Origin of the sequence: Streptomyces spongiae (genome assembly GCF_009377185.1) — a bacterium.
In the GTDB taxonomy this organism is placed as follows: Bacteria; Actinomycetota; Actinomycetes; order Streptomycetales; family Streptomycetaceae; genus Streptomyces; species Streptomyces spongiae.
Map to the genome: position 1 here is coordinate 1 of NZ_VJZC01000226.1, position 14,301 is coordinate 14,301.

The window sequence follows — 14,301 nt, forward strand, 5'->3', positions numbered from 1 at the left end:
GTGCATGAGGGCTCGATGCATGGCCGGCGGCGCCCGCGCGGACGGTGCCGGCAGGAGGAGCGGGCGCGCGGGGCGAGTGGCGCGGGGACCGGACGTCCGCGAGGCACCGCCGAGGGCGGCGGGGGCGGGGGACGCGGACACGTGGCGAGGCCGAACGGCGGCGTGCGGAGCAGCGGGGAAACCGGCCGTGGCGGTGGTCAGCGACCGGCTCCCCGCCGCACGTGCTGCTCGGCTTCATCGTGGCCGTGACCGTGCTCGCGACGCTCTGGTCCCGCTTCTTCCGGCGCGGCTCCCTGGAGTGGCTGCTCGGCAAGGCCACCAAGCCCGCGGGACTGGTCCGTTGAGCGGCCCGGCGGGTCCCGTACGCAACCCCGGGGAGAGCTGAGCCCTCATACCAGTCGAAATACCAGTCGACACGTCCGCAGAACCGATTCGGGAACTGGGAGAGGAGCGTCTGTGGCCCGTCAGTTGTCCCGCCGCAGGTTCATGGTCTACTCGCTCGCCGCGTCCACCCTGACCGTCGCGGCCCCCCTCGCCTGCGACTCGTCGTCCGCGGCAGGCGCCGAGCCCGGACGGAGACCGCCCGGCTTCCTGGTGAGGGGGACCGACGAGGAGATGCTGGTCCTCGAGGTCACCCTGGCCAACAGGGTCGTCGTACGGCTGCCGCGCGTCGAGGTCGGCCAGGGCGTCACCACCGCGGTCGCCATGATGATCGCCGAGGAGCTGGACGCCCGGCTCGTCGACGTGGACATCCCCCTCGCCGACGCCCGCGCCAAGGGCAACCAGTACACCGGCGGTTCGAACTCGGTCAGTTCGCTCTACGGTCCCGCGCGCGAGCTGGCCGCCACGGCACGCGCCAAGCTGGTGACCGCGGCGGCCAGGCGCTGGAACCTCCCCGCACGGACCCTGCGCACGAGGGACACGCGAGTGATCGCCCCGGACGGCCGTACGGCCACCTTCGGGTCACTGACCGCGAGCGCCGCCCGGATCCAGCGGCCGGCCGTGTCGACGAAGCCCAAGCCGCCGTCCCGGCACCGGGTCATCGGGAAGCCGACGACCCGGATCGACGCCCGGGACATCGTCACCGGGAAGGCCAAGTACGCCGGAGACCTGGCGGTGGCCGGAGCGAAGCCGACGGTGGTGGCACGGCCGCCGACGCTCGGCGGGAAACTCGTCTCGGTCGACTCCCGGGCCGCGCGTGCGATGCCGGGCGTCCACGCCGTCGTCAAGGTCGCGAGTGGGGTCGCCGTCGTAGCCGAGTCCTTCCACCACGCCTTCAAGGCGAGGGACGCCCTGAGGATCACGTGGGCGCCGGGCCCGCTCGTGTCGCTCTCCGACGCCGCGATCCGGTCGCGGCTGCGCGCCGCGGTCCCCCGGCTCGGCAACCCGCCGCGCGGATCGGCGCAGACGGAGGGCGAGTTCGAGTTCGCCTTCGTCAGCCACGCTCCGATGGAGGTGCTGACCGCGGTGGCGGACGTCCGCGCGGACCGTGCCGAGATCTGGTTCTCCTCCCAGACGCCGATGGACGCGCGGGACAGCATCGCCTCGGCGGTCGGGCTGCGCGCGTCGAAGGTGAAGGTCCACGTCATGCGGGGCGGCGGCTCGTTCGGCCGGCGGCTCAACCACGACGCGGCGATCGAGGCCGCCCTCATCTCGAAGGCGGCACGCCGGCCGGTCAAGCTGATGTGGAGCCGTGCCGACGACATCCGGCACGGCCGGATGCGCCCGGCCAGCCACCACCGGATCCGGGCCAGCCACGCACGGGGCAGGGTGGTGGCGTTCACCCACACGATGGCCTCGGTGAGCGAGTCGTACGAGGGGCAGGGCCTGTCGGCTCAGGGGTCCGCCCAGGGGCCCGCCCCGGTCTCCGCCCGGGGCGGGGTGACCCCGGCCGCCGCACGAGCCGCCGGCCCCCTGCCCAGTGACAGCGGCCTGTACAACTTCGGCCGTGTCTCGGGGGATTACGGTTCGGTCGAACTGGCGATACCGCTGGGCGCCTGGCGGTCGGTGGACTCGGGGACGACGCGAACCGCCGAGGAGATCGTCGTCGACGAGGTGGCCAGGGCCCTGGGCAAGGACCCGGTCGCCTTCCGGCGTACCACGCTCCGGAACAAGGCCGTCAAAGCCGTGCTCGACAAGGTCGCGGCCGCCGGCGACTGGGGCAGGAGCATGCCGGACGGCCACGCCCAGGGCGTCGCCGTCCACGAGGAGTACGGCTCGTGTGTCGCCTGCCTGGTCGAGATCGACACCACCGACCGGAAGAACCCCCGGGTGACCAAGGTGGTGATGGCGGCCGACGTCGGAACCGCCGTCAATCCGCGCGGCCTTGAGGCCCAGCTCATGGGCACCGCGGTCGACGGCATCTCCACCGTCCTCCAGGCCGGCCTCCACATCGACCGGGGTGCCGTCCGCGAGAGCAGCTACGCCGACTTCCACTACGCCCGCCAGCGGCACGCCCCCCTGCGGTTCGAGGCACACATCATGCCCTCCGGGGGAGAGCCGGGCGGTGCGGGCGAACTCGGCGTCCCCGCCGCCGCCGGTGCCGTCGCCAACGCCTACGCCCGCGCGACCGGCTCCAAGCCCCGCCGCTTTCCCCTCGACTTCTGACCCGAGACGTGCGACCCGAGACGTGCGACCCGAGCAATCCGACCCGTGACGTCCGACCAGTCCTCCGAGAAGGTGCCCATGCCGTCCTACTCCTTCGTCCTCAACGGGAAACCGGTAACCGTCGAGGCCCGTCCGACATGCCCCTGCTGTGGGTCCTGCGGGACATGCTGAACGTCACCGGACCCAAGTACGGCTGCGGTGTGGGCGTATGCCGTGCCTGTACGAGTCACCTCGACGGCGGGGAGATACAGCCCTGTGTCGTTCCGGTCGCGGACTGCGCGAACCGCGAGGTCACCACGATCGAGGGCCTGGCCGACAGCGACGAGCTGCACCCCGTGCAACAGGCCTGGATCGACCGCGACGTCGCGCAGTGCGGCTTCTGCCAGCCGGGCCAGATCATGGCCGCGGCGGCCCTGCTGAAGAGGACGGCCCACCCGACCGACGCCGACATCGACCGCATCGAGAACGTGTGCCGCTGCGGCACGTACTCCCGGATCCGCGAAGCGATCAAGAAGGCAGCGGCGGCCGGGGACACGTAGGTTGTGCGCGAGCGCGCCGGCGATCTTGGGTCTGACAGCTGTCAGGTAAGCTCTTCGCGGGTCCCTAGGATGGTCACGGGGAGCCGTCCGCGCCGCCACGCGGGCACGAGTGAGCAGTGATGGAGGCAAGGGTGGGAGCGAACGAGGCGAAGGCGGGGGCGCGAGCAGAGTCCGCTCGGCGGCCGGGGCGCCCCGGTGCGGGCACTCCCGCGGTGCCCGACGAGGAGAGCATCATGCTGCGAGGGCTGGATGCCTTCGCGGAGCTGGGCTACGACCGGGCCTCCGCGCGCGAGCTGGCCCGCCGCCTCGGCGTCAGCCACAACTTCATCAACGACCGGTACGGCTCCAAGGCGGCGTTCTGGCGTGCGGTGGTGGACTCCGCCATGGGGGCGCAACTGGAGCGTATGCCGCAGGTGGACACCTCGCTCGACGACGCCGAGCAGCTGAAGCAGTGGATCACCGGCTTCTACCGGACCTCGGTGATCAGGCCGCAGCTCGGACGGATCTTCGTCGACGAGTTCTCCCGGGACACCGAGCGGTTGGACTACGTGTTCGAGCGTTACGTCGAACCGACCCTGCGGACCGTGGAGGCCGGCATCGACCGGCTGGTGACGTCCGGACGCATGGCACCCCTCCCGATGGACGTGGTGTTCTTCGCCATCATCGGCCCTGTTTCCGGCATGGTCGAGGTGCCTCTGGCTCAGCGCCTCGGCCGGCGTGAGGCCACCTCACCGGAACAGCTCACGGCCACGGCGGAGTTGCTGGCGACGCTCGTGGTCAACGGGCTGCTCGCCACGGACCCGGCGAGCGACTCCTGAGGCGATGGCGCCGAGCGGTTCGCTCACATGGAGTTCAGGTGGTCCCGCAGCCACTGTTCGGTGCTGTTGACGTGCAGTAGTGCGGCGGCCTGGCTGAGTGAGGCGTCGCGGCCGGCCAGCGCCGTGAAGATCGCCTCGTGCTCCGCGAGGGTGCGCCCCGCGGCCCGGGAGTCGACCAGGCCACGCCAGACGCGGGCCCGGAGTGTCCTGCCCGAGATGCCCTCCAGGAGGGTGACCAGCGATTCGTTTCCCGTGGCGGCGACGACGGCGCGGTGGAACGCCGCGTCGTGCGCGTTGAGCCGCTCGACGTCGTCGCGGGCCTCCCGCATGGCGTCCAGGTGCAGCTTCACCTCGGCCAGGCCCTCGTCGGAGATCCGGGTGGCGGCCAGAGCGGTGGCGACGGGTTCGAGCAGCCGCCTGACCTCCATCAGGTCCAGCAGGGCGGCCGAGTCGCTCTGCAGCAGGTCCACCGCACCGCCGAGGCCCTCCAGCAGCAGGCTCGGCTGCAGGCTGGTCACATAGGTGCCGTCACCCCGTCTGACCTCCAGCACCCGGGCGACCGCCAGCGCCTTGACCGCCTCCCGCGCCAGGTTGCGCGACAGCCCCAACTGGGCGGCCAGATCCGGTTCCGGGGGCAGCTTGGAGCCCGGTGGCAACGCGCCCGAGCGGATCAGCGCACGGATCTGATCGATGGCCTTGTCCGTCAGAGACATGTGATGTCTTCCCTTGCATGAATAGGCTAGTTAGGCAACAAATCGGTCATATCGCCTTCCGCGACAAGCGCATCCATCCCTGCACACCTGTTGACAGTAGTAGGTCGCATGCATGACGTTCGTGCGTATGTCGCAATCGATCAGCAGGCGAAGGCTACTGGCCGGTGCAACGGCCGTCGTGGCGGCCGCGGCCGCAACCGACGTGTGGGCCGCGGGCAGTGCCCTGGCGGCCCCGCGCACCTACACCCCCACGTGGGAATCGGTGAACCGGCACCCGGCGGCCCCCGAGTGGTTCCGGGACGCCAAGTTCGGCATCTACTTCCACTGGGGCGTGTTCAGCGTGCCCGCGTACGACAGCGAGTGGTACCCGCGCAACATGTACGTGCCGGACAGCAAGGCGAACAAGCACCACATCGCCACGTACGGCGACCCGGCCGCCTGGCCGTTCCACAACTTCGTCAACGGGGCGGACGATCTGGCGGGCGACCACCAGGAGTTCGCGCCGAAGCTCAGGTCGGCGGGCGGCGCCTTCGACCCCGACGAGTGGGCCCAGCTGTTCGCCGACGCCGGCGCGCGGTTCGCCGGGCCGGTCGCCGAGCACCACGACGGCTACTCCATGTGGGACAGCCAGGTCAACGAGTGGAACTCCGTGGACAAGGGCCCGCGCCTGAACCTGCTGCGGCTGTTCACCGACGCCATCCGCGCCAGGAACATGAAACTGCTGGTGGCCATGCACCACGCGTACAACTACACCGGCTACTACGAGTACGCGCCCGCGCAGTCGGACCCGAGCCTGAAGAAGCTCTACGGACAGCTGGGCGCGGACGAGGAGAACCAGCTCTGGTTCGACAAGCTCAAGGAGGTCGTCGACCGGGCGAAGCCGGACATCCTCTGGCAGGACTGGAGACTTGACCACGTCGACGAGACACAGCGGCTCAACTTCCTGGCGTACTACTACAACCAGGCGAACAAGTGGGGCAAGGAAGTCGTCGCCACCTACAAGGACGGGTTCAAGGGCCACGGTGAGGTCTTCGACTACGAGCGGGGCGGCCCGGCCGACCTCACCGCGCCCTACTGGCTGACCGACGACAGCATCTCCAACTCCAGCTGGTGCTACACCGAGGGCATCGGCTACTACACGCTCCCGCAGATGCTGCACTCGCTGATCGACCGCGTCAGCAAGAACGGCAACATGCTGCTCAACATCGCCCCGCAGGCCGACGGCACCATCCCGCGGGGCCAGCGCGACCTGCTGCTCGGCATCGGCGACTACCTGAAGCGGTTCGGCGAGTCGGTCTACAGCACCAGGGCCTGGACCGCGTACGGCGAGGGGCCCACGAAGATGGGCGGCGGCTCCTTCACCAGACCCACGGCGGGCACCGCGCAGGACATACGGTTCACCCGGAACAAGGCGGGCACCGTCCTGTACGCCACGGTCCTCGGCTGGCCCGGCAGTTCGCTGACGCTCAGGACGCTCAGCTCCGACCGGATCGACCTGGACGCGCTGTCCTCGGTGAAACTGCTCGACTCCACGGCCGGTACGTACATCGACCTCGCCACGCCGGCCCAGGACGCGAGCGGGCTGAAGGTGACCCTGCCGTCGACGGCACCGTTCGAGGCCCCGGCGTACGTCCTGAAGCTCCGCTTCTCGGGCCGGATCCCCACCCTGCGGCCTCTCACCGGGGCCCTGGTCTTCAAGGACGCCCACTACTCCGGCGACAGCGCGGTACTCGCCCTCGGCAGCTACACCAGCGAACAACTCACCCTCGCCGGAATGCCGCCACGTACCCTCTCCTCACTGAGGCTCGCCCCGGGGTACCGCATCCTCGGCCACTCCGGCGACGACTTCACCGGCACCTCGTGGACGTTCACCGCGGACAGGTCCGACCTGCGCGGCACCGGTGCCGACAACAGGATCCGCTCGCTGAGGGTGGCGTTCCACCCGACCGCCTACTTCAAGGTCACCAACGTCACCAACGGCCTCTCCCTGGACAGTGGCGGCGACGTCCCAGCCGGCTCCGACCTGAAGCAGGGGACCTGGAACGGTCACGCCGACCTGCAGTGGCACGCGGTCGACCTCGGCAACGGCCACTACAAGCTGGAGAACCGCGCGGGCGGCATGGTCGCCGACGGAGGGGGCGCCACCGACAACGGCGCCACGGTCCGGCAACAGCAGTGGAACGGCACCACCGACCAGCAATGGCTGATCACCCACCGCGGCGACGGCCGGTACTCCCTCACCAACCGCACCACGGGCCTCGCCCTGGACGGCGGGGGCAACGTCTCCTCCGGCTCCGTCGCCAAGCAGTGGACCTGGGGCAACAGCACCAACCTGCTGTGGACGTTCACCGAGGTCTGAGCGACCGGTCCCGGGAGCGGCCTCGTCCCTACGGGGTGGCGTGGTGGCGGCCGGTGACGGTCAGGCCGCCCCGGGAGGTACGGGCACCGAGGAGCTCGGCGGTGCCGTCGGCGATGTTCCCCACTCCCATCCGGCTGTCGGGGGAGTGGGCGTGCAGCCAGGCCGCCAGGTCCGCCGAGTCCAGGGGCTCGTCGACGCCTGTGACGCTCCAGATGGCCGGCCCCTGGAAGAGGGTGTGCTCGACGCGTCGCAGCCAGCGGGCCAGATGGCGACGCGAGGAGGCCGGAACGTCCTCGTGCACGAAGGGTTCCAGCAAGGGGGCGGCCCAGCGGGCGAGCTCGGCCGCCGGGCCGTGCACGAACACGCTGCGCGGCCCCTTCCGCTCCACCAGGAGGTGCGGTGCTCCGTCCTCGACGGACCACACCTGGCCACGGCTCATGGGCGGCAGCGCCGTGGCCCCCGCCCACCTGCCGGGCTTCGGCAACGGCGGGCTCCGCCAGGTCTCGGCGAGCCGGTTCAGCCAGGACGCCATGTCGTCGACGGTCTCCATGTGCCGGGTCTCCACGACGGCGCGCTCCCCGAGCAGTCGCACATCGTCGGACAGCCGCGCGATGTCGCACCGCAGCAGGACCTGCCGGGTGGGGTTGCCGATCCCCTCCCGGGACTCCAGGGTGTCGACGCACACCATGACATCGTCGCGCCGATGGAGGTACGCGGCCGCGAGCGGAACGCGCAGCGGCGCCGCCGACCACTCGGGGTCGGGCAGGGCGGTCGGCAGCAGCGGGGACAGCCGACCCAGCCAGGTGCCCAGGTCGGCGAGGGAGCGGACCTCCGCCGACAGTCGGACCCGCCCGGCCGGTGTGCCCAGGGGCACGGCCTCGGCGACCGGGATCGTACCGGTCTGTGGACCGGGTGCCCGCCACACCAGCGGCTCGATCGACACCCTGCCGGTGTCGGGCGTGTGGCCGCGGTGAGTGATCGCGCACAGAGCGTCGACGCCCTCGGCGGTGAGCGCCTCGGCCAGGCCGGGCACGTCGAGACCGTGGTGGAGGTTGCGTCCGTAGGGCTGATCCGGCCAGTGGACGTCCCCGCGTACCAAGTAGCCCTCGGGCTGGGGACCGGCGAGCAGCTCCAGCACCCGCTCCAGCCAGTCCGCGAGCGGCCCGTCTCCGGCCCGCCACACCAGAAGATCCTCCACCGTGCGCCCCCTCCCACCCGCGGTCGCCCGAGCGTACATCCGGCGCTGATCACCGGATGACGCCCAGAGCGGAATCACCTGACGGCCCCGGGGACGGCGGTGCGAGGATGGAGCGGTTCATCGTGTGATGTCGCGAGCGGATGTGGAGCACAGGCCGTGCTGGACGATCAGTCGACGAAGGCCGCGGAGACAAAGGTCGAGGAGACGAAGGCCGACGAGACGAGGGCCGAGGCACCGGGGCCCGGCGAGCCCGCGCCCGCGGAACCCGCCGCGAGAGACAGCTCCACGAGGGAGCCCTCCGCGAACCGGCGCCGGTGGGTCGGTGGGCTCGTGGTCGTCACCGCGCTGGCGTTGCTGTTCGGCCTGCCGTGGTGGGTGCTGCTGGCGTCCGGCACCCACTGGCCGTCCTCGGTCGTGCTGAGCGGAAGTGTCCTGTTCGGGGCCGCGCTGCTCGCGTTCCCGGCGACGATGGTCCTCGGCCACGGCCACCGGCAGCTGGACTGGGCGGCGCGTACCGGCGACACCCTCCTGGGCGTGATCTGGGTGCTGTTCGCCTGGTCGGCCGTCGGCGGTGTGCTGCGGCTCGTCCTGGCCGTCTTCGGGGCCGACGGCCGGGGCCCGGCCAGGGGTATGGCCGTCGCGGTGGCGGTGGTCGCCGCGGTGCTCCTGGCGTGGGGCTACGCCGAGGCCATGCGGGTTCCCCGCGTCCGGCAGGTCGAGGTCGCCCTGCCCCGCCTGGGCGCGGGGCTGGACGGGACCCGTGTGGTCGTCCTGACCGACACCCACTACGGTCCCATCGACCGGTCCCGCTGGTCGGCGCGGGTCGCGGACGCCGTGAACGCCCTGAACCCCGACATCGTCTGCCACGCGGGCGACATAGCCGACGGCACGATCGCCGCGCGCCGGGAACAGGCCGCCCCGCTCGGAACGATCCGGCCCGGCCTGGCCAGGGTCTACGTCACCGGCAACCACGAGTACCTCGGGGAGGCCCAGGGCTGGCTCGACCACATGAGCGGGCTCGGCTGGGAGTCGCTGCACAACCGCCACCTCGTCGTCGAACGCGGCGGCGACCGGCTCGTCCTCGCGGGCGTGGACGACCGCACCGCCGGCTCCTCCGGTCTGGCCGGGCACCGCCCCGACGTCGAGGAGGCCCTCGCGGGCGCCGACCCCGATCTGCCGGTGCTCCTGGTCGCCCACCAGCCCAAGCAGGTGGCCCAGGCCGTGACCGCCGGGATCGACCTCCAGATCTCGGGCCACACCCACGGCGGGCAGATCTGGCCGTTCCACTACCTGGTACGCCTCGACCAGCCCGTGGTGCAGGGCCTCAGCCACCACGGCAGCCGGACCCGGCTCTACACCAGCCGCGGCACGGGTTACTGGGGGCCGCCGTTCCGGATCTTCGCGCCGAGCGAGATCAGTCTTCTCGTGCTGCGGTCGTCCGCGTGACCTCTCCAGTGTGTGATGGAGAGTGTGTGATGGAGAGAGGGACCGGAACAGCCGCTCGAACCGCTGTCCCCACGCCTTGGACCTGGAGTCGACATGACCACACCGCGGGACCTGCTGATCACCACCATGGAGGTCGCACCGGACCGGCCCGTCGAGCAGGGTGACCTCTCGCTGGCCCTCGCGGGGGCCGAACTCTGCGACCTCCTCGACACGGAGGGCCTCACTCTGGAAGGGGACCGCATCGTGCCCGGCCTCCTGCCCGCCCTGGACGACCGGCTGCTGGACGCGGCGGCGTCGTCCCTCAACCGGGAGGCGCCCTACGAGTCGGTCGAGGACTGGCTGTGGCGCCGGGGGAGGGGCCTGCACGCGACCTACCTCGCCGATCTGGAGGCGGCGGGAGACCTCACCCGGCAGCACAACCGCTGGCTCCCCCTGCGGACCGACCGCACGGCACTGGCCGACTCACCTGCCCGCCGCCACGCGGCGGAGCGACGGTCCTCGGGCGAACCCGTCCTCGCCGTCCTCGCGGCCGCCGTGGGGATCGGGCCCGAGCCGGCCGAGGACCTGGCGGAGCTCGTCGACGACGAGGTGGTGACCGTACTGGCCGCCGTCAACGACGCGCTGATGGAACTGGAAGCGGTACGGCAACGGCGCAGCATCGAACAGGCGGCCTTCGACAATGTCTGGCGGGGGCCGTGAACAGATATCCGTGAACTGATATCCCGTGAAGTGGTATCCGGGAACGAGAAGAATTTCGGCTTGACGCCGCTTCCGGGCCTCATTCCTCATCGGGAGAGCCGTCAAAGGCGGTGATGTGTTCGAGGAACAGATCGTGCACCGCCAACGCGGGTTCCGAAAGAGGCTGGTTGTCCGACGTCACCAGGGAAAGCTTCACCTGGATCACGGGATTCACGATCCGGCGCACGGACAGTGAGCGGACGTCGAGGATGGCGCGCGCGGCCGACCAGGGCAGGACGGTCGCGCCGAGGTCGGCGGCCACGGCGTTGACGAGCGTCAGCGCGGACTCGACCTCGCCCACCACGTTCGGCCGGAGCGACGCCTGCTGGAGCGCGGCATCGACGACCTGCCGGATCGTGTGGATGCGGCTGGGGAGCAGCAGGGGTACGTCCTTGAGTTCCTCCAGGCTCACATCGCCCTCTCCCGGCGGGGCCGCTCCGCCGGGAGCGCCGATCAGGAACAGGTCCTCCGTCCGCAGCGGCTCGAACTGCACACCCCGCAGCGGGCCGGCCCCGTAGATGAACGCCATGTCCATCCGGCCGGTCATGATCGCCTCGCTGATCACACCGCCGAAGTTCTCGTTGATGTGCAGCAGGATGTCGGGGTAGCGCTCGCGCACGCTCTTGAGCAGGGGCAGTGCGAGGGCCGCGCCCAGGCTGTACGGCGCGAGACCCACCGACACGCCTCCGGCGGGCGCCCGGCCGGAGACCGCCACGGCGGCCTGCGCGAGGTCCATCTGCCTCAGGATCAGCTGAGCGTGCCGGTACAGCGCCCGGCCCGCGTCGGTCGGGGCGACCCCGCGCTTGCTGCGGATCACCAGCTGCTGCCCGAACTGGGCCTCCAGCGCGGACAGTTGCTGGCTGAGCGCCGGCTGCGCGATGTGCAGGATGTCGGCAGCGCGCGTGATGCTCCCCGCGTCGATGATCTTGATGAACGAGTACAGGCGCCTGGTGTCCATGCGGGGCCTTCCAAGGGGAGCGGAGCCCCATCGTAGGGAGCGGCCACCTGCGAACACAGGGTCCCGGCGGACCTGGTGCGGTGGCGGGTCATAGCCGTTCGCGATAACGCCAAACCGAACGCGTATTGGCGGTCATGGAAGTTGAGGATTACGTTGATCTGAACATTCAGCCCCCGCAGCCGCCCGGCGTATTCGAGCGGATCGCTTTTCCGGTATTCCACCTGCTCGTGATCCCCGTCCTGTGTCAGAGAAACGCGGACTCATTACGGGATATCACGCCGACGTGATGGCATCTCCTTCCTCACATTCTCCCGGAGGACGTCATGACCCGCACGGTTGATCTCGTCGCCGATCTCGGCGAGGGATTCGGCGCCTACAGGATGGGCGACGACGAAGCTCTCCTGGAGATGCTGACATCGGCCAACGTGGCCTGCGGGTTCCACGCCGGTGATCCGCGCATCATGGACGCCACCGTCCGCACGTGCGTGGAGAAGGGGGTGGCCGTGGGCGCCCACCCGAGCTTTCCCGATCTGGTCGGGTTCGGCCGGCGCGCGATGGACCTCACGCCCGAGGAGGTCCGCACCGACGTGCTGTACCAGATCGGCGCCCTCCAGGCATTCGCCGTCGCGCACGGCACCCGGGTGCGGCACGTGGCCCCGCACGGACGCCTGGGCAACCTGGTCGCCGTACGCGCCGACTACGCCCGTGCCGTCGTGGACGCGGTCGCCGCCCTGGACGAGTCGCTGATCGTCCTCGCGCAGGACGGCGAACTCGCCGACGCCGCCCGTACCCGCGGGCTACGGGTGGGCATCGTCGGCATCGCCGACCGCGCGTACCGCGACGACGGGACCCTCGTACCCCGCTCCGAGCCCGGGGCGGTGATCCACGACCCGGAGGAGATCGCCCGCCGGACCCTGCGGATGGTCACCGAGGGCGTCCTGCGCAGCGTCGACGGCAAGGACATCCCCGTCGCCTGCGACACCGTGCTGCTGCACGGCGACACCCCCGGAGCGATCGCGCTGGCCGGCCGGGTCCGCGAACAGCTCCTCGCCGCCGGGGTCAGGTTCGCCCCGCTCGACGACGTACTCAGCCCCGCGGGCGTCTGACATGGACAGCGACATCATGAAAGTCCATGTGCTGGACGGCCACGTCACGATCGCCGACTGCGGTGACTCCGCCCTGGCCGCCAAGGTCGCGGGCCTGGACGCCGAGGACGCCTGGCGGTTCGTCCACGCCCTGGCCGACGCCCTGGACGCCGTACGGCTCACGGGTGTCCACGGTGTCGTGCCCACCTACGACACCCTGCTCGTGGAGTTCGACTGCGCCCGCACCGACCACGACACCGTCCGGGGCGTCCTGCGCCACGAGGCCACCCGCATCGGAACGCGCTCCGCGCTGGACTCCGCGCGGACGACACCGCCCCGGCGCTTCGTCGTCCCCGTCGTCTACGGCGGTGAGCACGGGCCCGATCTGCCCGACGTCGCCACGCAGCTCGGCCTGACCGAGAGCGAGGTCGTCGCCATCCACTCGGGATCCGATCTCACCGTGCGCTGCCTCGGCGCGCCCGCGGGCGCGCCGATGATGGACGGGCCCGCCTTCCCCGGGCCGGTGCCGCGGCTGGCGTCGCCCCGCACCCGCGTCGAACCCGGAGCGGTCGCCGTCGCCGGCCGGCAGGCGGTCATCTGCCCGATGCCCTCGCCCGGCGGCTGGCCGCTCCTGGGACGCACCCCCCTGCGCGTCCTCGACCTGCACAGCGACCCGATCACCGTCTACCGGCCCGGCGACACCTTCCGCTTCGTCCCCATCACGCCCGACCAGTGGGACGACCACGCCGACGCCCCGCTGGCGGCCTGCCATGGCTGACACCCTCACCGTCCGGACCGCGGGCATCACCACCGTGCAGGACCTCGGCCGCGTCGGCCGCTCCCGCTACGGCCTGCCCGCCAACGGAGCCGTCGACCAGCACTCGGCACGCGTGGCCAACGTCCTGTGCGGCAACGACGAACACGCCCCCCTGCTGGAGATCACGGCCCTCGACTTCGCGTGCACCCCGTCCAGCGACATCCTCGTCGCCGTGACCGGCGCCCCCGCCGACCTGACCGTCGACGGAGCGACCCGCCCGCAGTGGGAGCCGGTCCCCGTACCCGCCGGCGCGACCCTCCGCGTCACCGGCATCCGGCGGGGACTGCGCGTCTACCTGGCCGTACTCGGCTCGTTCGAGGCCGACTACCTTCAGGGAAGCTGTGCTCCCGACACGATCCTGGGATTCGGGCCCGCCCTGCGCGACGGCGACGAACTCGCCCTGCGTACGGCCTGCCCGTCCCTCGACCACCCCTTCTCACGCATCCCGCTGTTCCGCCTGAACGCACCCGTCCCCAGGTTCCCCACCAGCTGGACCATCGACGTCACCGACGGCCCCGACCGGGCCGACTTCGGCGACACGGGGCGGCGCCTGTTCGAGGCACCCTTCACCGTCAGCCCGCAGAGCAACCACATCGGACTGCGGCTGCGAGGCGACGTACCCCGCCGAGTCACCCAGGGCGAGGTACTGTCCCGCGGCGTACCCATCGGCGCCGTCGAAGTACCGGCCGGGGACGAACTCCTCGTGCTGCACCGGGGCCGGGGCGTCACCGCCGGCTACCCCGTCCTCGCCGTCGTCACCGCCACCGGCCTGTCCGCACTGGGGCACGTCCGCCCAGGGCAGAGCATCCGCTTCCGCCACCGCACCCTCGACCAGGCGATCACCGCCCACCGCGCGCAACGAGGCGCCGTGGACGCCCTCAGAACCCGCGTCCGTACGGCCTTCGACGCTCTCCGCATTCCCGTTCCCGCCGGCACCTGACCAGCGTCCCCGCCACGGTCGCCCCGCTCCGGCCGCGCCCGCGGCAGGTCGCACCCGCAGCAGGTCGCCCCCTCGCCCGGCCC

Annotated in this window: 12 protein-coding genes and 2 pseudogenes; 11 read left to right on the plus strand and 3 right to left on the minus strand. The window is 71.4% G+C overall.

Going from position 1 to position 14,301, the window contains the following annotated elements; translation table 11 throughout:
- Nucleotides 1-221 precede the first annotated feature (221 nt).
- From FNH08_RS53220 to FNH08_RS26660, 5 genes and pseudogenes are all read left to right on the plus strand, one after another.
- Entirely contained in the window at nt 222-344 is a 123-nt protein-coding gene (locus tag FNH08_RS53220) for a hypothetical protein (protein WP_265579802.1), read from the plus strand.
- Between the two features lie 142 nt (nt 345-486).
- Nucleotides 487-1,788: pseudogene (locus tag FNH08_RS54080) on the plus strand (molybdopterin cofactor-binding domain-containing protein); the annotation flags it as partial.
- A gap of 339 nt (nt 1,789-2,127) precedes the next feature.
- Nucleotides 2,128-2,607: a molybdopterin cofactor-binding domain-containing protein gene (locus FNH08_RS54085; RefSeq protein ID WP_407704454.1), complete on the plus strand. Its 480-nt coding sequence runs from the start codon at nt 2,128-2,130 to the stop codon at nt 2,605-2,607.
- Nucleotides 2,608-2,685: 78 nt separating this feature from the next.
- Nucleotides 2,686-3,146 (plus strand): annotated as a pseudogene (locus tag FNH08_RS26655) ((2Fe-2S)-binding protein).
- Between the two features lie 131 nt (nt 3,147-3,277).
- Entirely contained in the window at nt 3,278-3,964 is a 687-nt protein-coding gene (locus FNH08_RS26660) for a TetR/AcrR family transcriptional regulator (RefSeq protein ID WP_322725442.1), read from the plus strand.
- Nucleotides 3,965-3,987: 23 nt separating this feature from the next.
- Here the strand turns inward: FNH08_RS26660 and FNH08_RS26665 are convergent, their stop codons facing one another.
- Nucleotides 3,988-4,677, minus strand: coding sequence for a FadR/GntR family transcriptional regulator (locus tag FNH08_RS26665; protein ID WP_152774071.1), 690 nt, complete (start codon nt 4,675-4,677; stop codon nt 3,988-3,990).
- Between the two features lie 127 nt (nt 4,678-4,804).
- Here FNH08_RS26665 and FNH08_RS26670 point away from each other — a divergent pair, with 127 nt between their 5' ends.
- Nucleotides 4,805-7,036 (plus strand): alpha-L-fucosidase, encoded by a 2,232-nt coding sequence (locus tag FNH08_RS26670; RefSeq protein ID WP_152774072.1) that lies wholly within the window; start codon nt 4,805-4,807, stop codon nt 7,034-7,036.
- 28 nt (nt 7,037-7,064) lie between these two features.
- Here FNH08_RS26670 and FNH08_RS26675 read toward each other — a convergent pair whose 3' ends face one another.
- Nucleotides 7,065-8,234: a hypothetical protein gene (locus tag FNH08_RS26675; RefSeq protein WP_152774073.1), complete on the minus strand. Its 1,170-nt coding sequence runs from the start codon at nt 8,232-8,234 to the stop codon at nt 7,065-7,067.
- 330 nt (nt 8,235-8,564) lie between these two features.
- Here FNH08_RS26675 and FNH08_RS26680 point away from each other — a divergent pair, with 330 nt between their 5' ends.
- Nucleotides 8,565-9,680 (plus strand): metallophosphoesterase, encoded by a 1,116-nt coding sequence (locus FNH08_RS26680; RefSeq protein ID WP_322725445.1) that lies wholly within the window; start codon nt 8,565-8,567, stop codon nt 9,678-9,680.
- Between the two features lie 93 nt (nt 9,681-9,773).
- Entirely contained in the window at nt 9,774-10,379 is a 606-nt protein-coding gene (locus FNH08_RS26685) for a GOLPH3/VPS74 family protein (RefSeq protein ID WP_152774074.1), read from the plus strand.
- Nucleotides 10,380-10,458: 79 nt separating this feature from the next.
- Here FNH08_RS26685 and nac read toward each other — a convergent pair whose 3' ends face one another.
- Nucleotides 10,459-11,376: a nitrogen assimilation transcriptional regulator NAC gene (gene nac, locus FNH08_RS26690; protein ID WP_152774075.1), complete on the minus strand. Its 918-nt coding sequence runs from the start codon at nt 11,374-11,376 to the stop codon at nt 10,459-10,461.
- A gap of 323 nt (nt 11,377-11,699) precedes the next feature.
- Here nac and FNH08_RS26695 point away from each other — a divergent pair, with 323 nt between their 5' ends.
- The 3 genes from FNH08_RS26695 to FNH08_RS26705 are packed head-to-tail and all read left to right on the plus strand — an operon-like array spanning nt 11,700 to nt 14,218.
- Entirely contained in the window at nt 11,700-12,482 is a 783-nt protein-coding gene (locus FNH08_RS26695; RefSeq protein WP_152774076.1) for a LamB/YcsF family protein, read from the plus strand.
- A gap of 1 nt (nt 12,483) precedes the next feature.
- On the plus strand, nt 12,484-13,239 hold the full coding sequence (locus FNH08_RS26700; protein ID WP_228034369.1) for a 5-oxoprolinase subunit B family protein: 756 nt from the start codon (nt 12,484-12,486) through the stop codon (nt 13,237-13,239).
- Nucleotides 13,232-14,218, plus strand: coding sequence for a 5-oxoprolinase subunit C family protein (locus tag FNH08_RS26705; RefSeq protein ID WP_152774077.1), 987 nt, complete (start codon nt 13,232-13,234; stop codon nt 14,216-14,218). The genes FNH08_RS26700 and FNH08_RS26705 overlap by 8 nt, the downstream gene beginning before the upstream one ends.
- Nucleotides 14,219-14,301 lie beyond the last annotated feature (83 nt).

Coding starts and splice junctions, on each gene's coding strand:
- nac (WP_152774075.1), bottom strand. CDS start 11,376: ATGGACACCAGGCGCCTGTACTCGTTCATCAAGATCATCGACGCGGGG.
- FNH08_RS26685 (WP_152774074.1), top strand. CDS start 9,774: ATGACCACACCGCGGGACCTGCTGATCACCACCATGGAGGTCGCACCG.
- FNH08_RS26705 (WP_152774077.1), top strand. CDS start 13,232: ATGGCTGACACCCTCACCGTCCGGACCGCGGGCATCACCACCGTGCAG.
- FNH08_RS26670 (WP_152774072.1), top strand. CDS start 4,805: ATGTCGCAATCGATCAGCAGGCGAAGGCTACTGGCCGGTGCAACGGCC.
- FNH08_RS26695 (WP_152774076.1), top strand. CDS start 11,700: ATGACCCGCACGGTTGATCTCGTCGCCGATCTCGGCGAGGGATTCGGC.
- FNH08_RS26700 (WP_228034369.1), top strand. CDS start 12,484: ATGGACAGCGACATCATGAAAGTCCATGTGCTGGACGGCCACGTCACG.
- FNH08_RS26665 (WP_152774071.1), bottom strand. CDS start 4,677: ATGTCTCTGACGGACAAGGCCATCGATCAGATCCGTGCGCTGATCCGC.